Source organism: Pseudomonas sp. CBZ-4 (assembly GCF_000346755.1).
Classification (GTDB): Bacteria; Pseudomonadota; Gammaproteobacteria; order Pseudomonadales; family Pseudomonadaceae; genus Aquipseudomonas.
The window spans coordinates 36,593-63,347 of record NZ_ANNV01000063.1 but is presented as its reverse complement, the minus strand read 5'-3'; the positions used below and the strand labels follow the sequence as shown (position 1 = coordinate 63,347).

General features: G+C 59.5%; 20 protein-coding genes and 2 tRNA genes. 7 read left to right on the top strand and 15 right to left on the bottom strand.

Annotation, left to right across the window (positions count from 1 at the left end):
• Window positions 1–355: 355 nt before the first annotated feature.
• The 7 genes from panB (at window position 356) to B348_RS0107720 (ending at window position 10,901) form a co-directional block, all read left to right on the top strand.
• Window positions 356–1,156, top strand: coding sequence for a 3-methyl-2-oxobutanoate hydroxymethyltransferase (panB, locus tag B348_RS0107750; protein ID WP_017735562.1), 801 nt, complete (start codon window positions 356–358; stop codon window positions 1,154–1,156).
• Window positions 1,153–2,004, top strand: a complete 852-nt coding sequence (panC, locus tag B348_RS0107745) for a pantoate--beta-alanine ligase (protein WP_017735561.1) — start codon at window positions 1,153–1,155, stop codon at window positions 2,002–2,004. The genes panB and panC overlap by 4 nt, the downstream gene beginning before the upstream one ends.
• Window positions 2,005–2,217: 213 nt before the next feature.
• Window positions 2,218–3,882 carry a glucose-6-phosphate isomerase gene (gene pgi, locus B348_RS0107740; protein ID WP_017735560.1) on the top strand — a complete coding sequence of 555 codons (1,665 nt, stop codon included), beginning with the start codon at window positions 2,218–2,220 and terminating at the stop codon, window positions 3,880–3,882.
• 105 nt (window positions 3,883–3,987) lie between these two features.
• Window positions 3,988–5,925 carry an acetate--CoA ligase gene (gene acs, locus B348_RS0107735; protein ID WP_017735559.1) on the top strand — a complete coding sequence of 646 codons (1,938 nt, stop codon included), beginning with the start codon at window positions 3,988–3,990 and terminating at the stop codon, window positions 5,923–5,925.
• A gap of 16 nt (window positions 5,926–5,941) precedes the next feature.
• A complete protein-coding gene (locus B348_RS0107730) occupies window positions 5,942–6,811 on the top strand; it encodes an oxygenase MpaB family protein (RefSeq protein ID WP_017735558.1) in 870 nt (289 codons plus the stop codon).
• Window positions 6,812–6,878: 67 nt separating this feature from the next.
• Window positions 6,879–7,895, top strand: coding sequence for a class I SAM-dependent rRNA methyltransferase (locus tag B348_RS0107725; protein ID WP_017735557.1), 1,017 nt, complete (start codon window positions 6,879–6,881; stop codon window positions 7,893–7,895).
• 87 nt (window positions 7,896–7,982) lie between these two features.
• Window positions 7,983–10,901 (top strand): DUF748 domain-containing protein, encoded by a 2,919-nt coding sequence (locus B348_RS0107720; protein WP_017735556.1) that lies wholly within the window; start codon window positions 7,983–7,985, stop codon window positions 10,899–10,901.
• A 295-nt stretch (window positions 10,902–11,196) separates the two neighbouring features.
• Here the strand turns inward: B348_RS0107720 and B348_RS0107715 are convergent, their stop codons facing one another.
• From B348_RS0107715 to ftsH, 15 genes are all read right to left on the bottom strand, one after another.
• Entirely contained in the window at window positions 11,197–11,817 is a 621-nt protein-coding gene (locus B348_RS0107715; RefSeq protein ID WP_026136643.1) for a BON domain-containing protein, read from the bottom strand.
• A 299-nt stretch (window positions 11,818–12,116) separates the two neighbouring features.
• Window positions 12,117–14,222: a polyribonucleotide nucleotidyltransferase gene (pnp, locus tag B348_RS0107710; protein WP_017735554.1), complete on the bottom strand. Its 2,106-nt coding sequence runs from the start codon at window positions 14,220–14,222 to the stop codon at window positions 12,117–12,119.
• A 194-nt stretch (window positions 14,223–14,416) separates the two neighbouring features.
• Window positions 14,417–14,686, bottom strand: coding sequence for a 30S ribosomal protein S15 (gene rpsO, locus B348_RS0107705; RefSeq protein ID WP_003176135.1), 270 nt, complete (start codon window positions 14,684–14,686; stop codon window positions 14,417–14,419).
• Window positions 14,687–14,801: 115 nt separating this feature from the next.
• Complete coding sequence (gene truB / locus B348_RS0107700; protein WP_026136642.1) at window positions 14,802–15,719, bottom strand: tRNA pseudouridine(55) synthase TruB; 918 nt, start codon at window positions 15,717–15,719, stop codon at window positions 14,802–14,804.
• A gap of 3 nt (window positions 15,720–15,722) precedes the next feature.
• Window positions 15,723–16,118 carry a 30S ribosome-binding factor RbfA gene (gene rbfA / locus B348_RS0107695; RefSeq protein ID WP_003176137.1) on the bottom strand — a complete coding sequence of 132 codons (396 nt, stop codon included), beginning with the start codon at window positions 16,116–16,118 and terminating at the stop codon, window positions 15,723–15,725.
• Window positions 16,119–16,277: 159 nt separating this feature from the next.
• Window positions 16,278–18,794, bottom strand: coding sequence for a translation initiation factor IF-2 (infB, locus tag B348_RS0107690; RefSeq protein WP_017735552.1), 2,517 nt, complete (start codon window positions 18,792–18,794; stop codon window positions 16,278–16,280).
• A gap of 27 nt (window positions 18,795–18,821) precedes the next feature.
• Window positions 18,822–20,303 (bottom strand): transcription termination factor NusA, encoded by a 1,482-nt coding sequence (gene nusA, locus B348_RS0107685; RefSeq protein ID WP_017735551.1) that lies wholly within the window; start codon window positions 20,301–20,303, stop codon window positions 18,822–18,824.
• Between the two features lie 47 nt (window positions 20,304–20,350).
• Window positions 20,351–20,809: a ribosome maturation factor RimP gene (rimP, locus tag B348_RS0107680; RefSeq protein WP_032864760.1), complete on the bottom strand. Its 459-nt coding sequence runs from the start codon at window positions 20,807–20,809 to the stop codon at window positions 20,351–20,353.
• Window positions 20,810–20,949: 140 nt separating this feature from the next.
• A tRNA-Met gene (locus tag B348_RS0107675) sits at window positions 20,950–21,026 on the bottom strand.
• Between the two features lie 96 nt (window positions 21,027–21,122).
• Window positions 21,123–21,208, bottom strand: a tRNA-Leu gene (locus B348_RS0107670).
• A gap of 22 nt (window positions 21,209–21,230) precedes the next feature.
• Window positions 21,231–21,614 (bottom strand): preprotein translocase subunit SecG, encoded by a 384-nt coding sequence (secG, locus tag B348_RS1000000130755; protein WP_026136641.1) that lies wholly within the window; start codon window positions 21,612–21,614, stop codon window positions 21,231–21,233.
• A gap of 4 nt (window positions 21,615–21,618) precedes the next feature.
• A complete protein-coding gene (tpiA, locus tag B348_RS0107660; protein ID WP_026136640.1) occupies window positions 21,619–22,374 on the bottom strand; it encodes a triose-phosphate isomerase in 756 nt (251 codons plus the stop codon).
• Between the two features lie 66 nt (window positions 22,375–22,440).
• Window positions 22,441–23,778: a phosphoglucosamine mutase gene (gene glmM, locus B348_RS0107655; RefSeq protein ID WP_017735548.1), complete on the bottom strand. Its 1,338-nt coding sequence runs from the start codon at window positions 23,776–23,778 to the stop codon at window positions 22,441–22,443.
• Window positions 23,779–23,794: 16 nt separating this feature from the next.
• Window positions 23,795–24,646: a dihydropteroate synthase gene (folP, locus tag B348_RS0107650; protein WP_026136639.1), complete on the bottom strand. Its 852-nt coding sequence runs from the start codon at window positions 24,644–24,646 to the stop codon at window positions 23,795–23,797.
• Between the two features lie 8 nt (window positions 24,647–24,654).
• Window positions 24,655–26,565: an ATP-dependent zinc metalloprotease FtsH gene (gene ftsH / locus B348_RS0107645; protein WP_017735546.1), complete on the bottom strand. Its 1,911-nt coding sequence runs from the start codon at window positions 26,563–26,565 to the stop codon at window positions 24,655–24,657.
• Between the last annotated feature and the right edge of the window lie 190 nt (window positions 26,566–26,755).

Here is a 26,755-nt window from a genome sequence, read left to right as displayed (position 1 = left end):
TGTGGGAGCTGGCTTGCCTGCGATAGCGGTGGGTCAGCTACACAGACTTGGCTGACCCACCGCTATCGCAGGCAAGCCAGCTCCCACCTTTGACCTCCCGTGTTCTAAAAACCCTATCCACAGGCTGAATCGCATCAGTAACACGGGTAACACCCCCCTCGTAACAATGCGGTAACACATCCAATTGACTTCCCGTGCCCTCCTCACGACTATAGGCGTCCCGCTGCCGCCAACCCGGCGCTAAAGGGCGCAATCCAGGCCTTATAAGCACTGCTCTCAAGACAGTGCGCCTGTATAAACGAAGACTCACGCGCGTTACTCGCTGTTTCCAAGCGCCTGAACGAGGACCCTTTTCATGCCAGACATTACCCTGACCACCTTGCAGAGCCTCAAGCTCAAAGGTGAAAAAATCACCATGCTGACCTGCTATGACGCCACCTTCGCCCACGCCAGCTGCCAGGCCGGGGTTGAAGTGTTACTGGTGGGCGACTCCCTGGGCATGGTTCTTCAAGGGAATGACAGCACCTTGCCTGTTACCACCGATGAACTTGCCTACCACACCGCCAGCGTCAAGCGCGGCAACGATGGTGCCTTCATCATCGCCGACCTGCCGTTCATGGCGTACGCCACCCTCGAACAGACCTTCCAGAACGCGGGCAAGCTGATGCAGGCCGGCGCGCACATGATCAAGGTCGAAGGCGCCCTGTGGCTCGCCGAGTCGGTGCGCCTGCTCGCTGAGCGCGGCGTACCGGTGTGCGTACACATGGGCCTGACGCCGCAGTCGGTGAATGTCCTCGGTGGCTACAAGGTGCAAGGCCGCAACGAAGCGCAGGCGCGGCAGATGCGTGCCGATGCCATCGCTCTGGAACAAGCGGGCGCGGCGATGATCTTGCTGGAGTGCGTGCCGAGTGAGTTGGCCGCCGAGATCACCCAGGCCGTCAAGGTGCCGGTGATCGGCATTGGCGCGGGCTCGGCCACCGATGGCCAAGTGCTCGTGGTTCACGACATGCTCGGCCTGTCGATTTCCGGCCGCGTGCCGAAGTTCGTGAAGAACTTCATGACCGGCCAGGACAGCATCCACGCCGCCCTCAGCGCCTACGTCAGCGAAGTCAAAGGCGTGACCTTCCCCGGCGCCGAACACGGATTCTCTGCATGAACACGGTCAAAACCCTACGCGAACTGCGGGCCGCAGTAACCCACGCCCGCAACGCCGGCAAACGCATCGGCTTTGTACCGACCATGGGCAACCTGCACAGCGGCCACGCCACCCTGGTGACCAAGGCCGCGCAGCAAGCGGACTTCGTGGTCGCGAGTATTTTCGTCAACCCGCTGCAGTTCGGCGCCGGCGAAGACCTGGATACCTATCCGCGCACCCTGGCCGCTGACCAGGAAAAGCTCCTGCAAGCCGGCTGCAACCTGCTGTTCGCGCCCACCGTCGAGGAAATGTACCCCGGCGGCACCACTGGCCAGACTCGCGTCAGCGTGCCACACCTGTCGGAAGGCCTGTGCGGCGCCAGCCGTCCGGGGCACTTCGAAGGCGTGGCGACCGTGGTGAGCAAGCTGTTCAACATGGTCCAGCCGGACATCGCGGTATTTGGCCAGAAGGACTACCAGCAACTGGCCGTGATCCGCGCCATGGTGCAGGACCTGAACATGCCGATCCAGATCATCGGCGAGCCCACCGTGCGCGCCGAGGACGGCCTGGCGCTGTCGTCGCGCAACGGTTACCTCAGCGCAGAACAGCGCGCCATCGCGCCGGTGCTGTACCGCAGCCTCAGCCAGATTGCCGCAGCCATCCAAGCCGGTGACCACGACTTCGCCAAGCTGCGCGCCGAACAGATCCAGCAGATCGAAGCCGCCGGCCTGCGCATGGACTACCTCGAAGTGCGTCAAGGCGTAAACCTGCGCCCGGCAACCCCTGAAGACCGCGATGTGGTGATCCTCGTCGCAGCCTACCTGGGCACAACTCGCCTCATCGATAACCTGCATCTGAACCTCAACTGACCCTCGCCTGTTGCCCTCCCTGCCGTGCCGGTATAAAAAAGTACCGGCCACAGCGCAGACAAAGCCAAGACAAGTTCACACGCTAGGTTTAATGTAATCGCCCTGCGCTCTTGGTTAGCGCTGTCTGGAACCCGCCGCTTGATGAGAGGCAGGACGTTCCGGGCTTTGAAGTGTCCTAAAGGCAGTCCCCGTAATAAAAGGAAACCCGCAGCGATGGCGTACTACCGCACTCCTCATGACGTTACCGCTCTGCCCGCCTGGCAAGCGCTCAATCAACACCGCCAAGCCATGCAGGATTTCAGCATGCGCGACGCGTTCAATGCCGATCCCCAGCGTTTTTCCCAATTCACCTTGAGCAGCTGCGGACTTTTCCTCGATTACTCGAAAAACCTGATCACCAGCGAAACCCGTGATTTGCTGGTGGCCCTGGCCAAGGAAGTCGACCTCAAGGCCGCGATCAACTCGCTGTACGCGGGCGAGCCGGTCAACTCGTCCGAGGGCCGCCCTGCCCTGCACACCGCGCTGCGCCGCCCGGTGGGTGACAAGCTGTCGGTCAACGGCGTGAACATCATGCCGGACGTGCACAAGGTGCTGAACCAGATCACTGACCTGGTCGGCCGCATCCACGACGGCCTGTGGCGTGGCTACACCGAGAAGCCGATCACCGACGTGGTGAACATCGGCATCGGTGGCTCGTTCCTCGGCCCGGAGCTGGTCTCCGAAGCGCTGCTGTCCTACGCCCACAAAGGCGTGCGCTGCCACTACCTGGCGAATATCGACGGCAGTGAGTTCCACGAACTGACCATGAAGCTGCGCGCCGAGACCACGCTGTTTATCGTCTCGTCGAAATCCTTCAACACCCTCGAAACCCTGAAAAATGCCCAGGCCGCCCGCGCCTGGTACCTGGCCCAGGGTGGCTCGGAAGCCGAGTTATACCGCCACTTCATCGCCGTATCGAGCAACAACGCGGCGGCCGTGGCGTTCGGTATCCGCGAAGAAAACATCTTCCCGATGTGGGACTGGGTCGGCGGCCGTTACTCGCTGTGGTCGGCCATCGGTTTGCCGATTGCCCTGGCCATCGGTATGTCCAACTTCAAGGAACTGCTGTCCGGTGCCTACACCATGGACCAGCACTTCCAGAACGCCCCGTTCGAACAGAACATGCCGGTGCTGCTGGGCCTGCTGGGCGTGTGGTACGGCAACTTCTGGGGCGCGCAGAGCCACGCGATCCTGCCGTACGACCACTACCTGCGCAACATCACCAAGCACTTGCAACAGCTGGACATGGAATCCAACGGCAAGAGCGTGCGCCAGGACGGCACGCCGGTGTCCACCGATACCGGCCCGGTGATCTGGGGCGGCGTCGGCTGTAACGGCCAGCACGCTTACCACCAGTTGCTGCACCAGGGGACCCAACTGATCCCGGCCGACTTTATCGTGCCGATTGTCAGCTTCAACCCGGTGTCCGACCACCATCAGTGGCTGTACGCCAACTGCCTGTCGCAAAGCCAGGCGCTGATGCTCGGCAAGACCCGCAGCGAAGCCGAAGCCGAGCTGCGCGACAAGGGCATCGCCGAAGAAGACGTGCAGAAGCTGGCGCCGCACAAGGTGATCCCGGGCAACCGCCCGAGCAACACCCTGGTGGTGGAACGCATCAGCCCGCGTCGCCTCGGCGCACTGGTGGCCATGTACGAGCACAAGGTGTTCGTGCAGAGCGTGATCTGGGGCATCAACGCCTTCGACCAATGGGGCGTGGAGTTGGGCAAAGAGCTGGGCAAGGGCGTGTACAACCGCCTGACCGGCGCCGAAGAAGCCGTGGCAGATGACGCCTCGACCCAAGGCTTGATCAACTATTTCCGCGGTCGTCACCGCGGCTGATCCTGCCCCTTCAAGGCCAACGTCCGTTTGGAGGTTGGCCTTGAACCCTCCCCCCACAGCGTGCATCTTTATGTCTTGTGCCTAAAACAAGAATAAGGACCGCTCATGTTCGATATCAGCACTTTCCCCACTGCCGATGCCGTGCGCCGCGCTGCGCAACTCAGCCAAGAGGACTACAGGCGCCTCTATCGCCAATCCATCGAGCAACCCGATACCTTCTGGGCCGAACAGGCCGAGGCTTTTCTCGACTGGATCACTCCCTGGCACACCGTTCAGCAATCGGACATCCACACCGGCGCTGCGCAATGGTTCGCCGGCGGCCAACTGAACGTCAGCTACAACTGCATCGACCGTCACCTCGCGCACCGCGCTGAGCAAACGGCCTTCATCTGGGAAGGCGACGATCCGACACAATCCTCCAACATCACCTACCGCCAACTGCACCAAAACGTCAGCCGCCTGGCCAACGTGCTGAAAGGCCGTGGCGTGAAGAAAGGCGACCGGGTGTGCATCTACATGCCGATGATCCCGGAAGCGGCCTACGCCATGCTGGCCTGCACCCGCATTGGCGCGGTGCACTCGGTGGTGTTTGGTGGGTTCTCGCCGGATGCCCTGCGTGACCGCATCCTCGACGCCGACTGCCGCACGGTGATCACCGCCGACGAAGGCGTGCGCGGCGGCAAGCCGGTGGCATTGAAGCAGAATGTCGATAAAGCCCTGGCCAGTTGCCCGAATGTCAGCACCGTGTTGGTGGTGCAACGCACCGGCGCGAACGTGAACTGGAGCGAAGGCCGCGACCTCAAGTATCAACACGCCCTCGACGCCGCCAGCGCCGACTGCCCACCCGAGCCGATGGACGCCGAAGACCCGCTGTTCATCCTCTACACCTCCGGCAGCACCGGCAAACCCAAAGGCGTGCTGCACACCACCGGCGGCTATCTGCTGCAAGCGGCGATGACCTTCAAGTACGTGCTCGACTACCGCGACGGCGAAGTGTTCTGGTGCACCGCCGACGTGGGCTGGGTCACCGGCCACAGCTACATCGTGTACGGCCCGCTGGCCAATGGCGCGACGTCGCTGATGTTCGAAGGCGTGCCGAGCTACCCGGACAGCTCGCGCTTCTGGCAGGTGATCGACAAGCATCAGGTCAACATCTTCTACACCGCGCCGACGGCCCTGCGCGCGCTGATGCGTGAAGGCCACGGCCCGCTGGAGAATACATCCCGCGCCAGCCTGCGGTTGCTCGGCAGCGTGGGCGAGCCCATCAACCCCGAAGCCTGGGACTGGTATTTCAATGCCGTCGGCGAGCAGCGCTGCCCGATTGTCGATACCTGGTGGCAGACCGAGACCGGCGGCATCATGCTCAGCCCGCTGGTCAGCGCGCAGCGGATCAAGCCGGGCTGCGCGACCCAGCCGATGTTCGGCGTACAACCGGTGTTGCTGGATGAGCACGGTAAAGCTTTTGACGGCGCCGGCAGTGGCGTACTTGCGATCAAGGCCAGTTGGCCGGGGCAGATCCGCAGCGTCTACGGTGACCCGCAGCGCATGATCGACACCTATTTCAAACCCTACCCCGGCTACTACTTCACCGGCGACGGCGCGCGACGTGATGAAGATGGCGACTATTGGATCACCGGGCGTATTGACGACGTGATCAACGTCTCCGGGCACCGCATCGGCACTGCTGAAGTGGAAAGCGCCCTGGTCCTCCACGACCTGGTGGCCGAGGCCGCCGTGGTGGGCTACCCCCATGATGTCAAAGGCCAGGGCATCTACGCCTTTGTCACCCCGATGAATGGCGTCACGCCCGACGATGGGCTAAAAAAATACCTGTTGGAGCTGGTCAGCAAGGAAATCGGCAGCTTTGCCAAGCCGGAACTGATCCAATGGGCGCCGGCCTTGCCGAAGACCCGATCCGGCAAAATCATGCGCAGGATTTTGCGCAAGATCGCCTGCAACGAACTGGACAGCCTCGGTGACACGTCCACCCTGGCCGATCCCAGCGTGGTCGATGGCCTGATCGACAAACGCCTGAACCGATAGGAAAACCTGAGTCGCCATGGAATTTATCCGCAGCCGTATCGAAACCCAGTTGATGAGCCTCACGGGCTTGTCACTGGGCCAACTGGACCTGGAAAACCCCAAGGGCGACCCCGGCCTGTTCGGGCCGGACTCGGTCAGCTGGCAAGTCCATGGCGACTTCAGCAGCATGTTGATCGGCGGCATCAGCGCCTTGATGCTGCAAGCCTTGCACCCGCTGGCCCTGGCCGGCGTGTGGGATCACTCGAACTTTCGCCAGGACATGCTCGGGCGCTTGCGGCGCACGTCGCAGTTCATTTCCGGCACCACCTTTGGTTCGCGCAAGGACGCCGAATGGCTGATCGAAAAAGTGCGCACCATTCACCTGCAAGTGGTCGGCCATGCGCCGGACGGGCGGGCGTATGCGGCCAGCGACCCGGAGTTGCTGACCTGGGTGCATGTGGCGGAAGTGAGCAACTTTCTCGCCGCCCACCTGCGCTACCGCAACCCGCACCTGTCGGGGCGTGACCAGGACCGCTACTACGCCGAAATCGCCCTGGTCGCCGAACAACTGGGCGCGCGGCATGTGCCGCGTTCGCGGCAGGAAGTGTCGGATTACCTGGCGCGTATCCGCCCACAACTCTTGTGCGACGAGCGCAGCCGCGAAGTGTTGCGCCTGCTGCTCGATGCCCCGGCGCCAAGCACCCTGGCCAAACCGTTTGGCGCGCTGATGATGCAGGCCGGGATCGACCTGTTGCCGGACTGGGCCAGCGCCATGCTTGACCAGCACCAGAGCCCGCTGCAACGCCAGATGATCCGCGCCGGGGTCAAGCGCAGTGCACCGCTGCTGCGCTGGGCGATGCGCAATGGTTCGGTACAACGGGCGCATCGGCGGATGGGGCTGATGTAGGCCAGGCCCTATAGCTGTTAAACTCCGCGCCCACATTTACCCCCATTACTTAAGCAAGGCGCGCTCCATGTCTCCCTTGAATCAGGCGCTGCGCGCCGCCCTCGATCATCGCCAAGACCTGATCAACGAGCTGCACGCCCAAGGCACCGACTGCTACCGCTTGTTCCATGGCAGCCAGGAAGGCGCCGGCGGCCTGACCATCGACCGCTACGGCCCGCAATTGCTGGTGCAGAGCTTCCACCAGTCGCTGCAAACCGACGAGTTGCTGGACCTGCACCAACTGATCAACCAGTACATCGGCCTGGAATTGCTGCTGGTGTACAACGACCGTTCCCGTGGCAACTCGCGGATCGATCGCGAAGACACGGTGTACCGCGCCGAACCTGCAGCACTGGAAGACTTGGTCGGCCACGAATGGGGCCTCAACTACCGTGTACGCGGGCGCCATGCCGGGCAGGACCCGCTGCTGTTCCTCGACCTGCGCAACACCCGCGGCTGGGTCAAGGCCCACAGCGCCGGCAAAAGCGTGTTGAACCTGTTCGCCTACACCTGCGGCGTCGGCCTCAGCGCGGCGGCGGGTGGTGCCCGCGAGGTGTGCAACCTGGACTTTGCCGAGGGCAACCTGGCGGTTGGTCGCGAAAACGGCGAGCTGAACCCGCAATTGCCAGCCATGGAATTCGTGCAGTCCGACTACTTCCCGGCGATCCGCCAACTGGCCGGCCTGCCCATTACCCAGCGTCGCGGCCAGAAACTGCCGAGCTACCCACGCCTGGAACAGCGTCAGTACGACCTCGTATTGCTCGACCCTCCGGCCTGGGCCAAGAGCGCCTTTGGCACCGTCGACCTGTTGCGTGACTACCAAAGCCTGCTCAAGCCCGCACTGCTCGCCACGGCCGACAATGGCGTGCTGATCTGCTGCAACAACCTGGCGAAGGTCAGCATGGATGACTGGCGCGAACAGGTTCTGCGCTGCGCGGAGAAGGCCGGGCGCCCGGTACGCGACTGGAAAATCATGACGCCGGGGGTGGATTTCCCTTCACAAGACCAGCAGCCACCGCTGAAAACTCTGATACTGCAGCTGTAGGACGTTTCCCAATAGCCCTGCTCTTCGGAACCGAAAACCCGTGCCATACTCCAAGGCACTCCTGTTTGACATAGATGGCGCCGCCCCATGCCCAAAGGATTGATTCGCGCCACTGGCGCCTTGTTGACCGCCGTTGCCCTGTACAGCTTGCTGGGCTTTCTGATTTTGCCCGGCATTGCCCTGCGCATTGCCAACCAGCAACTGGCCAATTACGCCACGGTGCCGGCACGGATCGAGCGCATCGAGCTCAACCCGTTCAGCCTGGAACTGACGGTCTGGGGCCTGAAGATCGGCGAGCCGGGCAAAGAACAGATCGGTTTCGAACGCCTCTACGCCAACCTGCAGATCGACAGCCTGTGGACCCGCGCGCTGCACCTGGCCGATGTGCAATTGGACCAGCCGAAGACGCAGCTGCTGTTCGACAAGTCCGGCCAGTTGAACCTGGCGCAACTGTTCAAGATTCCGCCCAGCGAGCCCACCCCGGCCGACCCGAATGCCAAGCCCTTTCCCTTGCGGATCGACGCCATCAAGCTGGCCGGCGGCTATGTGCACTTCGAAGACTTGCGTCCCAGCGAGCCCATCGAATTCCTCTACGACAAACTCGACTTCGAGCTGAAAAACCTCAGCACCCTGCCCGAAGACAATGCCGACATGACCCTGGTCGCCGCCGGCCCGGAAGGCGGGCAGATCGACTGGAAAGGCAACTTCAGCCTGGTGCCGATCACGTCCGAAGGTACGCTGAAAGTCACCGACGGCAAGATGAAGGCCTGGTGGCCGTATGTCCGTGATGCGCTGCCGCTGGTGCTTGAGGACGGCGTGCTGAACTTCAGCACCGACTACAAATTCAGCCTGGACAAAGAGACCGAGCTGAACCTGACCAACACCGCCGCCAGCATCGCACCGTTTGCCCTCAAGGCCCCGGATGGCCGGCCGCTGGTGCGCCTGGAGCGCCTGGACGTCAGCGAAACCACCGTGGACCTGGCCAAGCAACAAGTGGTGGTGGGCAAGATCCGTAGCAACAAATTGGAAACCTGGGCCGCCCGCGAAGCCGACGGTCAACTGGACTGGCAGAAACTGTTTGCCAGCCAACCGAGCAAGTCGGCCCAGAAGCCGGAAGCCGCCACAGCGCCGGCTACCGCCGACTCCCCCAAACCGGCACCGGCAGCGCCCAGCAAACCGTGGCAAGTGCTGCTCAAGGACGTGCAACTGCGTAACTATCAGGTGCATCTGGCCGACCGCCAGGTCAAACCTGCCGTCGCGTTGGAGCTGGGCCCGCTGAACGTCGACGTGCAGAACTTCGACAGCCTCAACCAAAGCCCGTTTACCCTGAAGGTCGATACCGGCCTGGGCAAGCAGGGCAAGATCCTCGCGACGGGCGAGGTCAACCTGAACCCGATCAGCGCCAAGCTCAAGGTCAATACCCAGGACATCGACCTGCGGGTTGCCCAGGCCTATATCAGCCCGTTCATACGCCTGGAACTGCGTAGCGGCATGCTCGGCAGCAACCTGGACGTGAACCTCAAAAGCGCCGATCCACTCAAGCTGCAAATCACCGGACGCGCCCAGGTCGACCAGCTGCATACCCTCGACACCCTCAAGACCCGCGACTTCCTCAAATGGCAGCGCCTGGTGGTCGAAGGCGTCAACTACCAGCACGGCGAGAGCCTGTCGATCGACAAGGTCAACCTGCTGCAACCCTATGCGCGTTTCATGATCAACGACGACCGCACCACCAACGTCGATGACTTGCTGATTCCACAGGCGCCCGATAAGAGTCCGAAACCGGCCAGCAAAGACAAGCCGCTGGGCATTCGTATCGGGCAGATTGCGATCAACGACGGTTCGGCCAACTTTGCCGACTTCAGCCTGACCCCCAACTTTGCCACCGCCATTCAACAGCTCAACGGGCAGATCGGTACGATCGACAGCCGCCAGGCCAAACCGGCCAGCGTCGACATCAAGGGCAAGGTGGATCGCTACGCGCCGGTGACAATCAAGGGCAGCGTGAACCCGTTTGATCCGATGGCGGCGCTGGATATCGCCACCAGCTTCAAACGGGTCGAGTTGACGACCCTGACCCCCTACTCCGGCAAGTTCGCCGGTTTCCGTATCCGCAAGGGCCGGCTCAATCTCGACCTGCATTACGTGATCACCAAAGGCCAGCTGAAAGCCGAAAACAAAGTGGTGGTCGAGCAACTGCAACTGGGTGAGAAAGTCGACAGCGCCGACGCCGTGGACTTGCCGATCCGCCTGGCCATCGCGTTACTCAAGGACTCCGATGGCAAAATCTCCATCGAGCTGCCAGTGACGGGCGACCTCAACAACCCACAGTTCAGCGTGATGCCGATCGTGTGGCAGACCCTGCGCAACCTGGTGGTACGCGCCGCAACGGCACCGTTCAAGTTTATCGGTGGGTTGGTTACCGGCGGTGGCGCGGAGGACTTGGGCAATGTGTCCTTCGCCGCAGGTTCCAGCGAACTGAACAAGGATGCCGAAGGCGCCTTGAACACGCTGGCCAAGGCGCTGAAAGAACGCCCGGCCCTGCGCCTGGAAATCGAAGGCACGGCCGCTGCCAGCAGCGACGGGCCGTTCCTGGCCGCAGAGCGTCTGGAGCGTGAATACCAATACAACTACTACAAGATCCTTCAGCGCCGTGGCGACAAGGTTCCCGCCCAGGCTTCGCTGCTGGTTGTACCGGAGAAGGAAAAGGCGCCATTGCTGGAAGGCATCTACCGCACCCGCCTGAAACAGCAACCTCCGGCGGAATGGAAGGACCTGAGCGACAGTGACCGCACTGCGAAGCTGCGTGACGGCGTGATCAAGTTCTGGAGCGCCAGTGACGTACTGCTGCGCCAACTTGGCCAGGACCGTGCGAGCACGATCAAGGACTACCTGGTGGACAAGGGCCAGCTGGAAGATGACCGGGTGTACTTCATTGATGCCAACCTGGGTCAGGCGGAGAAAGATGGGCGGGTGGTGACACCGATGCATCTGGATGCCGAGTAAGCCACAAACATGTGGGTGGGCTTGTGTGGGAGCGGGCTTGCCCGCGATAGCGGTGGGTCAGCTTGAACAGCTTTGACTGATCCACTGCAATCGCGGGCAAGCCCGCTCCCACATTTGATCTTCATCGACTTATCGTCGGTATTCCAAGCCACAATAGAACAGGCCCCGACACAAGTGCCGGGGCCTGTAATGACCACATCCCTGTGGTCGGTCGCATGAACACGTGAGGTGCATTGAGTGGATATCTGGCTCACTCGTTGCCGCCGACGTTTTGTTCAAGACGATACGTTGGGCATTACTCTGCTTTCAGGCCATCGGCCGATACAGCTTTAACGCCTTTGATTTGCTTGGTGATGTTCACCGCGGTGGTTTTCTGTGCTTCGGTCACTGCGGCGGTCGAAGACAGGGAAACAACACCTTTGTTGGTTTCGACTTTGATGTCGGTGCCAGGAATGCCTTTCTCGGTCACCAGGTCAGCTTTCACTTTGGTGGTGATCCAGGTATCGGAAGTAGACTCTTTGGCGCCGGCGGCAGCGCTCTTGGTCTTGTCGACATTGTCGGCTTTGTAGGCGCCGCCTGCATGCAGGCTGTCGGCAGAGACCGCTTTCACGCCTTTGATTTTCTTGGTGATAGCGACAGCGGTCGCTTTCTGCGATTCGGAGATTTCTACGTCAGACGACAGGGTAACCACACCTTTGTTGGTTTCAACCTTGATGTCCGAACCTGGAATACCTTTTTCGGTCAGCAGATCAGCTTTTACCTTGGTGGTGATCCAAGTGTCCGAGGTGGACTCCTTGGCTTTGGTCACTTCGCCGGCTGCCAGAGTCATAGGCGCTTGGGAAGTCTGAGCAAAGGCTACGTTAGCAGCCATGGCCATGGTCAGAGCGGTAGCAGTAGCGAGAGCGAACTTCTTCATACGAGTAACTCCTGTTTTATTAAAAGTCTGCAGTGTGTGTACCTTGATGCTGCAGCGTTAACAGAGATATTGCAAGCGCTGTGCCAAGTTTTGCAGACCTATAAAATCCTTTTAAAACAACAAGTTAGAAAATCTCTCAATTTTCGGAATCGTGCAACTTGCATGAAGCCCATCGTGCCTGCGTGCAAGTTGCGGCTTTTTCCACAGCGTGGGCGGTGTTGATTTTCCTGCACTTTTTGCGCGCCCATAAAAAAAGGACTCCGAAGAGTCCTTTTTTTCAGCGTGAAGCCTGGGGGTGATTAAACGCCCGAAGCCTTGGCTGCTGCTACGTCCTTGATGGACAGCTTGATACGGCCGCGGTTGTCCACGTCCAGTACCAGCACTTCCACTTCCTGGCCTTCTTTCAGAATGTCGGTCACTTTCTCGACACGAGCGTCGCTCAGCATGGAGATGTGCACCAGACCGTCTTTGCCCGGCAGGATGTTGACGAACGCGCCGAAGTCGACGATACGCTCAACCTTACCGACGTAGATCTTGCCGATCTCGGCTTCAGCGGTAATGCCCAGGACGCGCTGGCGTGCAGCCTCAGCCGCTTCCTTGGTTTCGCCGAAGATCTTGATCGAGCCGTCGTCTTCGATGTCGATCGAAGCCTTGGTCTCTTCACAGATCGCACGGATAGTCGCGCCGCCTTTACCGATGACATCACGGATTTTGTCGGTGTCGATTTTCATCGCGATCATGGTCGGAGCATTTTCCGACAGTTCGGTGCGGGACTGACCAATGATCTGGTTCATCTGGCCGAGGATGTTCAGGCGCGCTTCCAGGGCTTGGCCCAGGGCGATCTCCATGATCTCTTCGGTGATGCCTTTGATCTTGATGTCCATCTGCAGCGCGGTCACACCTTTGGAGGTACCGGCTACTTTGAAGTCCATGTCGCCCAGGTGGTCTTCGTCACCCAGGATGTCGGTCAGGATGGCGAACTTCTCGCCTTCTTTAACCAGGCCCATGGCGATACCGGCAACCGGCGCCTTCATCGGCACACCGGCGTCCATCAGGGCCAGGGAAGCACCGCAAACGGAAGCCATGGAGCTGGAACCGTTGGACTCGGTGATTTCCGATACAACACGGATGGTGTATGGGAACACGTCGGCAGCCGGCAGCATGGCGGCGATCGAACGACGGGCCAGACGGCCGTGACCGATTTCACGACGACCAGCGCCACCCATGCGACCACACTCGCCCACCGAGAACGGCGGGAAGTTGTAGTGCAGCATGAACGGGTCTTTTTTCTCGCCTTCCAGGGTGTCCAGCAGCTGTGCGTCACGGGCGGTGCCCAGAGTCGCGACTACCAGGGCCTGGGTTTCACCACGGGTGAACAGCGCCGAACCGTGAGTCTTCGGCAGAACGCCGACTTCGATATTCAGCGGGCGTACGGTGCGAGTGTCGCGACCGTCGATACGTGGCTTGCCGTTAACGATGTTTTCGCGAACGGTGCGGTATTCGATTTCGCCGAAAGCGGCTTTGACTTCGCTGGACGAAGGCTGGCCTTCTTCACCGGACAGCTTGGCAACAACCTGATCCTTCAACTCGCCCAGGCGAGCGTAGCGATCGGCCTTGACGGTGATGGTGTAGGCGTCGGAGATCGCAGCGCCGAACTCGGAGCGGATAGCGCCCAGCAGTTCGGTCGCTTCGGCCTGTGGAGCCCAGGTCCAGGTTGGCTTGGCAGCTTCGGCAGCCAGCTCGGTGACAGCCTTGATAACAGACTGGAACTCGTCGTGGGCGAACAGTACTGCACCCAGCATCTGGTCTTCGGTCAGCTCTTTGGCTTCCGATTCAACCATCAATACGGCTTCCGAGGTACCGGCAACGACCATGTCCAGGCTCGATGCTTTCTGTTGCTCGTAAGTCGGGTTCAGCAGGTAGCCGGTGCTTTCGTGGAAAGCAACACGGGCGGCGCCGATCGGGCCGTCGAACGGAATGCCCGAGATAGCCAGGGCAGCCGAGGTACCGATCATCGCAGCGATGTCCGGATCGGTTTTCTTGCTGGTGGAAACGACGGTGCAGACAACCTGCACTTCGTTCATGAAGCCTTCTGGGAACAGCGGACGGATCGGACGGTCGATCAGTCGGGAAGTCAGGGTTTCTTTCTCGGAAGGACGGCCTTCGCGCTTGAAGAAACCACCAGGGATCTTACCGGCAGCGTAAGTCTTTTCCTGGTAGTGAACGGAAAGAGGGAAGAAGCCTTTGCTTGGGTCAGCGGTCTTGGCGCCAACAACGGTCACCAATACGGTAACGTCGTCGTCAACGGTAACCAGCACTGCGCCGGAGGCTTGACGGGCGATACGGCCTGTCTCAAGGGTAACGGTCGACTGACCGAACTGGAACTTTTTGATAACCGGGTTCACGGTGTCCTACCTTCTTTGTGGCTCTTGGGGAACTTGTCTTCTTGCGAAATTCTTGGGCAATCTCGGGAATCGGCCCGAGCCTCGTCCAGGGTAAAACGTGTATCCAGATAAAACTTGAGGCTGGGAGCCTGCCATGGGCCAGCGGGAATCCCACTGACACACGGCAGACAACCAACCTCTAGCGCAATCGCTTATTAGCGACGCAGACCCAGGCGACCGATCAGAGCCTGATAACGACCCAGATCCTTGCCTTTCAGGTAGTCCAGCAGCTTACGACGCTGGTTTACCATGCGGATCAGACCACGACGGGAGTGGTGGTCTTTACCGTTGGCCTTGAAGTGACCTTGCAGCTTGTTGATGTTGTGAGTCAGCAGTGCAACTTGCACTTCTGGCGAACCAGTGTCACCAACAGCTTGCTGATAGTCAGCAACGATTTGTGCTTTTTCTTGAACGTCGAGAGCCATGAGGCAATCCTTTTTTCAGGAAACCGCCCAAAGGGCAGTCTCAACAGGCCAGGGACAAATCCCTGTATCTAAAAATGAGTGTTGACCGTGCCTGTTAACAGCCACACTCGTTCGGTCATTCTGACCGAATCAGTCGACGCGGCGCGATGCGCCCGTCTTCGCTCACTTCACCGATACCGATAAAGCGACCGTTATGATCTTGTACCCGCACCATGCCGAACTTCGGCGCGTCCGGGGCACGTACCGGCTGGCCGTTGAGCCAGTAGAACGCGCTGTGCTCCGAGAAGTGCAGCAATGGCCAATCCAGCAAACCGCTGTCCGATGGCATCAGGAAGCGATCAACTGCTTCATTGCCGCCTTCGGCATGCACCGCTTCCAACTCTTCCAGCGTGACCGTCTGGGCCAGGGTGAAAGGGCCGGCCTGGGTGCGTCGCAGTTCTGCAACGTACGCGCCGCAACCGAGCTTTTCACCAATATCTTCCACCAGGGTACGGATATAGGTGCCTTTGCTGCAGTCCACGGCCAGGCGCGCAGTGTCACCTTCACAGGCGAGCAATTCCAAGCGCGCAATAGTAACAGAACGCGGTTCGCGCTCCACTACTTCGCCCGCACGTGCCAGCTTGTAAAGAGGCTGCCCATCACGCTTGAGCGCCGAGTACATGGGCGGTATCTGACTGATTTGCCCACGAAAACCGGGTAAAGCCGCTTCAATATCTGCACGACCAACGGTCACGTCGCGAACCTGCAAAACATCACCTTCGGCATCGGCCGTGGTGGTGGTCTTGCCCAGTTGCATCAGGGTTTCGTAACCCTTGTCGGAATCGAGCAGGTATTGCGAGAACTTGGTGGCCTCGCCAAAGCACAACGGCAACACACCGGTGGCCAGGGGATCGAGGCTGCCGGTGTGCCCGGCCTTCTCGGCATTGAGCAGCCAGCGAACCTTCTGCAAGGCGGCATTGGAGGTAAAGCCAATGGGCTTGTCGAGCAGAATGATGCCGCTGACGTTGCGACGGATACGTTTGACCTGAGCCACCACTTACTCCTTGGCGTCTTCAGGTGTGGACGGGTGCTGGCTGTCTTCAGCCACGGCGCGCTCGATCAGTGCCGACAGGTGCGCACCACGCACGACACTTTCGTCGTAGTGGAAGTGCAACTGGGGAACACTGCGCAGCTTCATTTCACGGGCCAACTGCATGCGCAGGAAGCCTGCGGCCGAGTTGAGCACCTTGATGCTTTGCGCGATTTCTTCGCTGTTGTCCTGCCCCATCACGGTGATGAAGATCTTGGCGTGACCAACGTCACGGCTCACTTCAACGGCGGTGATGGTCACCAGGCCAACGCGCGGGTCTTTGACTTCACGACGGATCAGTTGGGCCAGCTCGCGCTGCATCTGATCGCCGATACGCTGGGTACGGCTGTATTCTTTTGCCATGTCTTGTTACCTGTTACTGCCACACGGTGAAACCCGTGGGGTCTGAAAGCGGCAAACGCCCGGCCTGACAAAAGCCAGACCGGGCGTTGCGTTTAGAGTCCGTACGCTGCACGGGGCATTTGCATGCCCACACGCTGCGTGGCTCCGGAAGTGCGCGAGTTAGAGGCTGCGAGCAACCTGAACCTTCTCGAAGACTTCGATCTTGTCGCCAACCTTGACGTCGTTGTAGCTCTTGACGCCGATACCGCATTCCATGCCGGCACGTACTTCGGAAGCGTCATCCTTGAAGCGGCGCAGGGATTCCAGCTCGCCTTCGAAGATAACGATGTCTTCACGCAGTACACGGATTGGACGGTTACGGTACACGGTGCCTTCGACAACCATGCAACCGGCGATCGCGCCGAATTTCGGCGAGCGGAACACGTCACGTACTTCGGCGATACCCAGGATGTTCTCCCGGACGTCGCTGCCAAGCATGCCGGTAAGGGCTTTCTTGACGTCTTCGATGATGTCGTAGATGACGTTGTAGTAACGCATGTCCAGGCCTTCCTGCTCGACGATCTTGCGAGCGCCAGCATCGGCACGCACGTTGAAGCCGAACAGTACAGCGTTGGAAGCCAGTGCCAGGTTGGCGTCGGATTCGGTGATACCACCGACACCGCCACCGACAACGCGCACTTGCACTTCGTCGTTACCCAGGCCGTTCAAGGCGCCGTTCAACGCTTCGAGGGAACCACGTACGTCAGATTTGAGGACGATATTAAGCGTCTTCTTCTCTTCCTGGCCCATGTTCTCGAAGATGTTTTCCAGCTTGCCGGCGTGAGCACGGGCCAGCTTGACTTCGCGGAACTTGCCTTGACGGAACAGAGCCACTTCACGGGCTTTCTTCTCGTCGGCCACTACGCTCATCTCGTCGCCAGCGTCCGGCGTACCGTCCAGGCCGAGGATCTCGACCGGGATAGCAGGACCTGCTTCCTTGATTGGCTTGCCGTTCTCGTCGAGCATGGCACGTACACGGCCGTAGTTCGAACCGACCAGGACCATGTCGCCTTGGCGCAGGGTACCGTCTTGAACCAGTACGGTCGCAACCGGGCCACGGCCCTTGTCGAGACGGGACTCAACCACGACACCACGACCAGGGGCCGATGGGGTAGCGGTCAGTTCCAGGACTTCGGCTTGCAGCAGAACGGCTTCGAGCAGTTCGTCAACGCCGGTACCCATCTTCGCGGAAACCGATACGAATGGCGTCTCGCCGCCCCACTCTTCGGACGTCACGCCGTGAACCGACAGTTCGCTACGGATGCGATCGAGATCAGCGCCCGGCTTGTCGATTTTGTTCACGGCAACGACCAGCGGAACACCGGCAGCCTTGGCGTGCTGGACAGCTTCAATGGTCTGCGGCATCACGCCGTCGTCCGCTGCAACGACCAGGATCACGATGTCGGTCGCCTTGGCACCACGGGCACGCATTGCGGTAAACGCAGCGTGACCAGGGGTGTCGAGGAAGGTGACCATGCCGCGCTCGGTTTCTACGTGGTACGCACCGATGTGCTGGGTGATACCGCCGGCTTCGCCAGCAGCAACCTTGGCACGACGGATGTAGTCGAGCAGGGAAGTCTTACCGTGGTCAACGTGGCCCATTACGGTCACGACCGGCGCACGGGAAACTGCCTCACCTTCAAACTTCAGGGACTCGGCCAGGGAATCTTCCAGGGCGGTGTCGCTGACCAGGGTCACTTTGTGGCCCAGCTCTTCAGCAACCAGTTGGGCAGTTTCCTGATCCAGTACCTGGTTGATGGTGGCCGGAGTGCCCAGCTTGAACATGAACTTGATGATTTCAGCTGCCTTGACCGACATCTGCTGGGCAAGATCGCCAACAGTGATGGTCTCGCCGATCTTCACTTCACGCACGACAGGGCCGGTTGGGCTCTGGAAACCGTGGGCGTTGCGTTTTTTCAGCTTGGCCTTGCCGCGACCACCACGACGGAAGCCATCGCTTTCTTCGTCGGTAGTCCGTGGGGCAACGCGTGGAGCAGGCGCTTTCTCTTTGACCGAAGCACGATGCGGAGCGTTTTTGCGCTCGCCATCGCCACCGCCGCTACGACGATTGTTATCGTCGGCACGTGGTTTGTCCGGGCGACGAGGTTCGTCACGCTTGCGAGCGTCGGCTGCAGGAGCAGGTGCAGCGGCAACCGGAGCGGCCTCACGCACAGCTTCAACAGGCGCAGCGACCGCTTCAGTACCAGCAGTTTGCGCAGCAGCAGGCTGGCGACGCGCTTCTTCTTCGGCGCGACGCTTGGACTCTTCTTCAGCCTTCTGACGAGCAGCATTTTCTACTGCGCGACGTTCTTCCAGTTCGCGCTTGCGCTCGGCTTCGATTTCTTCCGGGCTGCGTTGTACGAAGACTTTCTTCTTGCGTACTTCAACGCTGATGCTCTTGCTACCAGCAACACGCAGGGTGCTGGTGGTTTTGCGCTGCAATGTAATCTTGCGCGGTTCTTCCACTTTCGCCTTGTGGCTGCTCTTCAAGTGAGTCAGCAAAGACTGCTTCTCACTATCGCTCACACCTTCATCGGCGGCGGTGTGCGGCAGACCTGCCTCACGCATCTGCTGCAACAGGCGCTCTACCGGTGTTTTGACCTCATCGGCCAGTTGTTTCACCGTGACTTGCGTCATGCACTTCTCTCCTCAGGCCGCGCCTAGTTACTCGAACCAATGGGCTCGGGCGGCCATGATCAACTTGCCGGCACGATCATCGTCAATGCCGTCGATGTCGAGCAGATCGTCAATAGACTGCTCGGCCAGGTCTTCGCGGGTAATTACGCCGCGCACCGCCAGTTCCATCGCCAAATCCTTGTCCATACCCTCAAGCGAGAGCAGGTCTTCGGCCGGATGGGCGTCTGCCAGCTTTTCCTCAGTAGCGATGGCTTTAGTCAACAAACGATCCTTGGCCCGAGCGCGAAGCTCGTTGACGGTGTCTTCGTCAAAGCCGTCGATGTTGAGCATTTCTTCCAACGGTACGTAGGCAATCTCTTCCAGACTGGTGAAGCCTTCATCTACCAGCACCTGCGCCAGGTCTTCGTCGACTTCCAGCTCGTCGATGAAGTTGCGCAGGATGTCACCGGTTTCAGCTTGCTGCTTAGCCTGGATGTCCGATTCGGTCATCACGTTCAGGGTCCAGCCGGTCAGTTGGCTGGCCAGACGCACGTTCTGACCACCACGACCAATGGCCTGAGCCAGATTGTCTGCGCCAACGGCGATGTCCATTGCATGGGCATCTTCGTCAACGATAATTGCCGCCACTTCAGCCGGCGACATGGCGTTGATCACGAACTGCGCCGGGTTGTCGTCCCACAGGACGATGTCCACACGCTCACCGCCCAATTCGCCCGACACTGCCTGGACGCGCGAACCGCGCATACCAATGCAAGCGCCTTGCGGGTCGATGCGTTTGTCCTTGGAACGGACCGCGATCTTGGCACGCGAACCCGGGTCGCGGGACGCAGCCATGACTTCGATCAGGCCTTCGGCGATTTCCGGCACTTCGATACGGAACAGCTCGATCAGCATTTCCGGCGCGGTACGCGACAGGATCAACTGAGGGCCGCGGTTCTCGGTGCGGATTTCCTTGAGCAGCGCACGCAGACGCACGCCAACACGGAAGGTTTCGCGAGAGATGATGTCTTCACGGGCCAGCAACGCTTCGGCGTTGTTGCCCAGGTCGACGATCACGTTGTCGCGGGTCACTTTTTTCACGGTGCCGGAGATGATTTCACCCAGGCGCTCGCGATAAGCGTCAACGACTTGCGCGCGCTCGGCTTCGCGGACTTTTTGCACGATGACTTGCTTGGCAGTCTGTGCAGCAATGCGGCCGAACTCGATGGACTCGATCTTTTCTTCGACAACATCACCGACCTTGGCGCCAGGGTGCGTTTGCGCAACCTTGCTTGGCCAGGTTTCGATGGCCGGATCATCAAGATCGTCCTCTTCGACAACCGTCCAGCGACGGAAAGTCTCGTAGGCACCGGTGTGGCGGTTGATTTCCACACGCAGATCAACTTCGTCTTCAAAACGCTTTTTGGTAGCAGTGGCCAGGGCCAGCTCCAACGCTTCAAAAATCACGCTTGCCGGTACACCCTTTTCGTTGGATACCGACTCAACAACCAGCAGTACTTCTTTGCTCATCGTACGCCTCGCCTTTCGCAAGCCATTGGATCCGCGGGATCCGCGTCTCAGTCAAAACTGGGAATAATGTTGGCCTTGTCGATCATATCGATCGGCAACAGGAACTCATGGTCGTCTACCTGCACCACGACATCCTGTTCTTCTACACCGCGCAGAAGGCCCTGAAAATTGCGTCGCCCTTCAAAAGGGGAGCGCAGCTTGATCTTCACTTGGTCACCGGCATATTTGGCAAACTGCTCGATAGTGAACAGTGGGCGTTCCATGCCTGGCGAGGAAACTTCGAGGGTGTATTCAACGGAGATTGGATCTTCAACATCCAGGACACCGCTGATCTGACGGCTGACAATGGCGCAATCGTCCACCAGCACACCGCCCTCTTTATCGATATAAACGCGCAACATTGAGTGGCGACCTTGAGCCGAAAACTCAATACCCCAGCATTCATAGCCTAGGGCCACGACCACCGGGGCCAGCAAGGCCTGCAACTCTTCTAGCTTGCTCGACACCTGAACCCCCTCGTGCATGTATGTGCATGCTGTGCAAAATAAAAAAATGGGCGAAACGCCCATCCTTGAAACGCCGTCGAACAGCGGCGTTGAAAGTGTCCAGCTAACAAAAAGCCCCTTAAAAGGGGCTCCGCTAAAACTGGTTGCGGGGGCCGGATTTGAACCGACGACCTTCGGGTTATGAGCCCGACGAGCTACCAGACTGCTCCACCCCGCGACAAAGCTGGGGCGGAAGTATACGACCGATCCCTTGCAGGGTCAATGTAACCTTCCACCTACAAGAAAGCCCGCAACAGCGGGCTCTCCTGATAATTGGTACCGAGAAGGGGACTCGAACCCCTACACCCTATGGGCACAACCACCTCAAGGTTGCGTGTCTACCAATTCCACCACCTCGGCAATACAGCGTTTACAACCCTTCTTACTTCTGCTCTTGAGCTTGAGGTACGTCAGTCGCTGGAGTAGCCGACTTTTGCTCTTGAAGCACCGGGACATCGTCAGAAGCCGGTTTTGCTTTTGGTACTTCCAGCACCGCTGGGTTTGGCAAGCCTACTTGAGTCAGCACATGAGCTTTCTCTTTAGCAAAGTAACCTAACCCTAAGCTGGTTATGAAAAAACCTGCGGCAAGTATAGCAGTAAACTTACTAAGAAAGGTAGAGGAACCTTGGCTTCCGAACACAGTATTTGAAGCACCTGCACCGAAAGACGCACCAGCATCCGCACCTTTACCCTGTTGCAACAAAACCAGGGCAACTACGCCCAGGGCAGCCAACAGATGAAAAACGACTACGACTGTTTCCAGCATTTTTTCAGTTTCCCGCGGCGCGACAGATCGCACCGAACTCATCTGCATTCAGGGAAGCTCCACCAATGAGCCCCCCATCGATATCCGGCATGCCGAACAGTTCGACCGCATTGGCCGCCTTCACGCTGCCGCCGTATAGAAGCCGCACACCTTGTGCGACCTCAGAATTCTCTGCCGCCAACTGCGCGCGGATGGCTGCGTGCACATCCTGCGCCTGTTGCGGTGTAGCAGTCAGCCCGGTACCAATGGCCCAGACCGGCTCGTAAGCAATTACTGCCTTTGCAAACGCACCAACACCCAGCTCCTCGATGATGCTGCCCAGCTGACGCGAGACAACTTCAAGAGTCTTGCCCGATTCGCGCTCCGCCAAGGTTTCCCCTACGCACAACACTGGAATCAAGCCACAAGCCTGTGCCGCTGCGAACTTGCGGTTGAGTGTTCCATCACGCTCGCCCATCATCTGACGACGCTCGGAGTGCCCAACGAGCACATAGGAACAACCCACATCAACCAGCTGACTCGGCGAAATCTCACCGGTCAACGCACCTTGCATCGCTTCCACCGCAGAGTTCTGCGCGCCGACCTGAATCGACTTGCCTTTCAAGCCATCAACCACTTGGGCGATATGCAAGCAAGGCGGAAATACAGCGATATCAACACCGCTAGGCAAGGCCAAGTGACGAAGGCCATTTACCAGCTCAGCGACACTGGCGCGGGTACCGTGCATCTTCCAGTTACCAGCTACCATAGTGCGACGCATGCTGTACCTCGTCGGTCAAAGTGGGCGCAGATGTTACCCAACCACATCATCACTGGCAAGCCGAATTCAGGCGCAAACTTCACTTACCAGTTTTGCCAGGCTTTCAGCGTGCTCGCGAACCTGTGTTTCATCGTCACCTTCGACCATGACACGCACCAGAGGCTCTGTGCCGGACTTGCGCAACAACACGCGCCCACGCCCCGCCATTGCTAGCGTTACGCGCTCGCACGCCTCTTTGACAGCCGGGTGCTCGATCGGGTTTTCGCCACCCGCGAAGCGCACATTGAGGAGCACCTGCGGACACTTGCGCAGCGCCTGACGCGCCTGGGCAAGACTCTCTTCACGGCGGCGCAACGACAGCAACACCTGCAGCGCAGCAATAATCGCGTCGCCCGTGGTGGTGTGCTGGAAGCAGACCACATGCCCGGAGTTCTCGCCGCCGACCTGCCAGTTACGTTCCAGCAACTCGGCAATCACATAACGGTCACCCACGTTGGCGCGAACGAAAGGTATGCCGAGATCTGCCAAGGCCAGCTCCAGCCCCAGATTACTCATTAACGTGCCGACTACACCGCCTTGCAGCTTGTCACGCTCATGCAAATCACGCGCAATGATGAACAACAGATCATCGCCATCGACCACGGCCCCCGTGTGATCGACCATCAGCACGCGATCGCCATCACCATCAAAGGCAATACCGAGGTCGGCATGTTTGGCGAGTACGGCGGCCTGCAACTGCTCCATATGAGTGGAGCCGCAGTTTTCGTTGATGTTCAAACCATCCGGCTGAGCCGACAACACGGTGACATCCGCGCCCAACTCCTTGAAGACACTCGGGGCTACCTTGTAGGTCGCACCATGCGCGCAATCGACGACGATTTTCAGCCCGGCAAAATTGGTGCTGGTCGGCACGCTGCTCTTGCAGAACTCGATATAGCGGCCCGAGGCGTCGTTGATGCGCGACACCTTGCCCAATTTGCTGGACTCGACCACGGTCATCGGCGCATCCAGCAACTCTTCGATCATCAGTTCGATTTCATCAGGCAACTTGGTGCCCTGACCGGAGAAGAACTTGATGCCGTTGTCATCATGGGGATTGTGCGAAGCACTGATCACGATACCGGCTTCAGCGTGAAAGGTACGCGTCAGGTAGGCGATCGCAGGCGTCGGCATCGGCCCCAGCAACATCACATCAGCACCGGCGGCAGATAAACCCGCCTCCAGCGCAGACTCAAACATATAACCCGAAATCCGGGTGTCCTTGCCCACCAGGATGCGGCACGCGCCCATACTGCGGAACGCCATGCCTGCCGCCCAACCCAGTTTGAGCATGAAATCAGGGGTAATCGGGAACTCGCCGACCCGACCACGGATACCGTCGGTACCAAAGTATTTTTTAGTCATAAGTGCTCCATCATTCTTATTCGGCGGATTCTACAGCGGCCAGCATGCGCACCACATCGACCGTCTCGGCGACGTCATGTACGCGCAAGATGCGCGCGCCCTTGGTCACGGCAAGCGCCGCAAGCGCCAGGCCACCATACAACCGCTCACCCACTGGACGATTCAAGGCCAGCCCTATCATGCTCTTGCGCGAAACCCCTACCAACAGCGGGCGACCAAGGGCATGGAGGGATTCGATGTGCTTAAACAGACTCAGATTATGTTGCAGGGTCTTGGCAAAACCAAACCCGGGGTCAAGGATGATCTTCTCGGCGGCGATCCCTGCACTGGCGCACTGGGCGATCCTTTCAGCCAGGAAACCACTCACCTCGCCAACCAGGTCGTCGTAATGCGGGCTGTCCTGCATATCCCCAGGCTCCCCCAGCATATGCATCAGGCACACAGGCAAACCGGTGGCTGCCGCCGCATCCAGGGCACCATCACGCCGCAATGAGCGTACATCGTTGATCAGCCCAGCCCCAAGGCGCGCAGTTTCACGCATCACCGCCGGGGTGGACGTATCAACCGAGATAATCACATCCAGTTCACGGGCGATGCGCTCAACAATCGGCGCAACCCGCTCCAGCTCCTCCAAAGGAGAAACCACACGCGCACCGGGACGAGTGGACTCACCACCCACATCAATCAACGTAGCCCCAGCCGCCACCATCGCCTCGGCATGGCGCAAGGCAGCATCAAGCTGACTGAAGCGGCCACCGTCGGAAAAGGAGTCGGGGGTTACATTAAGAATGCCCATCACGTGCGTATGGGCCAAATCAAGAACCCGATTGCCGCAAGGCAACCGGGTGGAGGACAACACAGAAGTCATTTCAAACCTTAAAGGTCAGCCGCAGGGCCGCCGATCGGGGTTTCCGGGCGTTCATTCTGAGCCACTGGCGGGGTACCCGAAGTACCCGAGCCACCTTCCCAATCGCGTGGTTCACGCGGGGCGCGACCCGCCATGATGTCGTCGATCTGGTCGGCATCGATGGTTTCATACTTCATCAGCGCGTCAGCCATCGCATCCAGCTTGTCGCGATTGTCGGTCAGGATCTGCTTGGCCGTGCCGTAGCATTGGTCAATGATGCTGCGCACCTCGGAGTCGATCAGCTTGGCTGTCTCGCCGGAGAAGCTTGCGCTTTGACCACCGCCGCCACGACCCAGGAACACTTCGCCCTCTTCCTCGGCATACATCAACGGACCGAGTTTTTCCGACAGGCCCCACTTGGTCACCATGTTTCGTGCAATCTGGCTGGCACGCATGATGTCGTTGGAAGCACCGGTGGTCACACCGTCGAAGCCCAAGGTCATTTCTTCAGCGATACGGCCACCGTACAGCGAACAGATCTGACTGATCAGTGCACGCTTGGAGAGGCTGTAGCGATCCTCTTCCGGCAGGAACATGGTGACACCCAATGCCCGGCCGCGAGGAATGATCGACACCTTGTAGACCGGATCATGCTCAGGCACAACGCGCCCCACAATGGCGTGACCGGCTTCGTGGTAAGCGGTGTTCTGCTTCTCTTTCTCGGACATGACCATGGATTTGCGCTCAGCGCCCATCATGATCTTGTCTTTCGCCAGTTCGAATTCCTTCATTTCCACGATGCGCTTGCCAGTACGGGCGGCAAACAGCGAGGCCTCGTTCACCAGGTTGGCCAGGTCGGCACCGGAGAAGCCTGGAGTACCTCGGGCAATCACGGCCGGAGCCACGTCGTCGCCCATTGGCACTTTGCGCATATGCACTTTGAGGATCTGCTCGCGACCACGGATGTCCGGCAAACCAACCACCACCTGGCGGTCGAAACGGCCTGGACGCAGCAATGCAGGGTCCAATACGTCTGGACGGTTGGTCGCAGCGATGACGATGATGCCGTCATTCATCTCGAAACCGTCCATCTCGACCAGCAACTGGTTGAGGGTCTGTTCACGTTCATCGTGACCGCCACCCATGCCCGCGCCACGATGGCGACCAACGGCGTCGATCTCATCGATGAAGATGATGCAAGGCGCGTGCTTCTTGGCCTGTTCGAACATGTCGCGAACACGGCTGGCGCCCACACCGACGAACATCTCGACGAAGTCAGAACCGGAAATGGTAAAGAAAGGCACCTTGGCTTCGCCGGCAATCGCCTTGGCCAGCAAGGTTTTACCGGTACCCGGCGGGCCCACCATCAGCACGCCGCGAGGAATACGGCCACCCAGGCGCTGGAACTTGCCCGGATCGCGCAGGAACTCGACCAGCTCACCCACTTCTTCCTTGGCTTCATCGCAACCTGCGACGTCAGCCAGGGTGGTCTTCACCTGGTCTTCGGAAAGCAGGCGCGCCTTGCTCTTGCCAAAGCTCATCGGCCCGCCCTTGCCTCCCGCACCACCTTGCATCTGGCGCATGAAGAACATGAACACGGCGATAATCACCAGGATCGGGAAGCTGGCTACCAGGAGCTGCGTCCAGATGCTCTGCTGCTCTGGCTGCTTGCCTTCGACAACCACGTGGTTGTCCACCAGATCGCCAATCAGGCCGTTGTCCGGGATATTCGGGCGAATGGTCTTGAAGCTATCGCCATCGCTGCGCTTGCCGTTGATCACAAAGCCATCAATCGCTACACGCTCGACCTTGCCATCCTTGACCTGCTGGATGAAGTCGGAATAGTTGAGGGTCTGCGGCTCGTTAGGGCTGGAGAAGTTGTTCATCACCGTCACCAGGACAGCTGCGATGATCAACCACAGGATCAGATTCTTTGCCATATCGTTCAATTAACTACCCTCTGAAGCAAGCTCCGCTACTGGCGCGCGCTTCGCATGATATTCACCGGCCTAACTTACTACATTACCTACAACACTGGCAGGCGCCGTCTGTAACCCTTTGTGAAACTTTGACTACACAATATTCGTAAAGCTTCGTGACGAAAGCGACATAAAAAAACCTATCGCCTTC

What these genes read in the sequence shown, in the direction of transcription:
- panC (WP_017735561.1), top strand. Translation starts at nt 1,153, where the DNA reads ATGAACACGGTCAAAACCCTACGCGAACTGCGGGCCGCAGTAACCCAC.
- B348_RS0107715 (WP_026136643.1), bottom strand. Translation starts at nt 11,817, where the DNA reads ATGAAGAAGTTCGCTCTCGCTACTGCTACCGCTCTGACCATGGCCATG.
- B348_RS0107720 (WP_017735556.1), top strand. Translation starts at nt 7,983, where the DNA reads ATGCCCAAAGGATTGATTCGCGCCACTGGCGCCTTGTTGACCGCCGTT.
- rbfA (WP_003176137.1), bottom strand. Translation starts at nt 16,118, where the DNA reads ATGGCAAAAGAATACAGCCGTACCCAGCGTATCGGCGATCAGATGCAG.
- nusA (WP_017735551.1), bottom strand. Translation starts at nt 20,303, where the DNA reads ATGAGCAAAGAAGTACTGCTGGTTGTTGAGTCGGTATCCAACGAAAAG.
- pgi (WP_017735560.1), top strand. Translation starts at nt 2,218, where the DNA reads ATGGCGTACTACCGCACTCCTCATGACGTTACCGCTCTGCCCGCCTGG.
- glmM (WP_017735548.1), bottom strand. Translation starts at nt 23,778, where the DNA reads ATGACTAAAAAATACTTTGGTACCGACGGTATCCGTGGTCGGGTCGGC.
- B348_RS0107730 (WP_017735558.1), top strand. Translation starts at nt 5,942, where the DNA reads ATGGAATTTATCCGCAGCCGTATCGAAACCCAGTTGATGAGCCTCACG.
- ftsH (WP_017735546.1), bottom strand. Translation starts at nt 26,565, where the DNA reads ATGGCAAAGAATCTGATCCTGTGGTTGATCATCGCAGCTGTCCTGGTG.
- panB (WP_017735562.1), top strand. Translation starts at nt 356, where the DNA reads ATGCCAGACATTACCCTGACCACCTTGCAGAGCCTCAAGCTCAAAGGT.
- infB (WP_017735552.1), bottom strand. Translation starts at nt 18,794, where the DNA reads ATGACGCAAGTCACGGTGAAACAACTGGCCGATGAGGTCAAAACACCG.
- B348_RS0107725 (WP_017735557.1), top strand. Translation starts at nt 6,879, where the DNA reads ATGTCTCCCTTGAATCAGGCGCTGCGCGCCGCCCTCGATCATCGCCAA.
- rpsO (WP_003176135.1), bottom strand. Translation starts at nt 14,686, where the DNA reads ATGGCTCTCGACGTTCAAGAAAAAGCACAAATCGTTGCTGACTATCAG.
- folP (WP_026136639.1), bottom strand. Translation starts at nt 24,646, where the DNA reads ATGACTTCTGTGTTGTCCTCCACCCGGTTGCCTTGCGGCAATCGGGTT.
- tpiA (WP_026136640.1), bottom strand. Translation starts at nt 22,374, where the DNA reads ATGCGTCGCACTATGGTAGCTGGTAACTGGAAGATGCACGGTACCCGC.
- acs (WP_017735559.1), top strand. Translation starts at nt 3,988, where the DNA reads ATGTTCGATATCAGCACTTTCCCCACTGCCGATGCCGTGCGCCGCGCT.
- secG (WP_026136641.1), bottom strand. Translation starts at nt 21,614, where the DNA reads ATGCTGGAAACAGTCGTAGTCGTTTTTCATCTGTTGGCTGCCCTGGGC.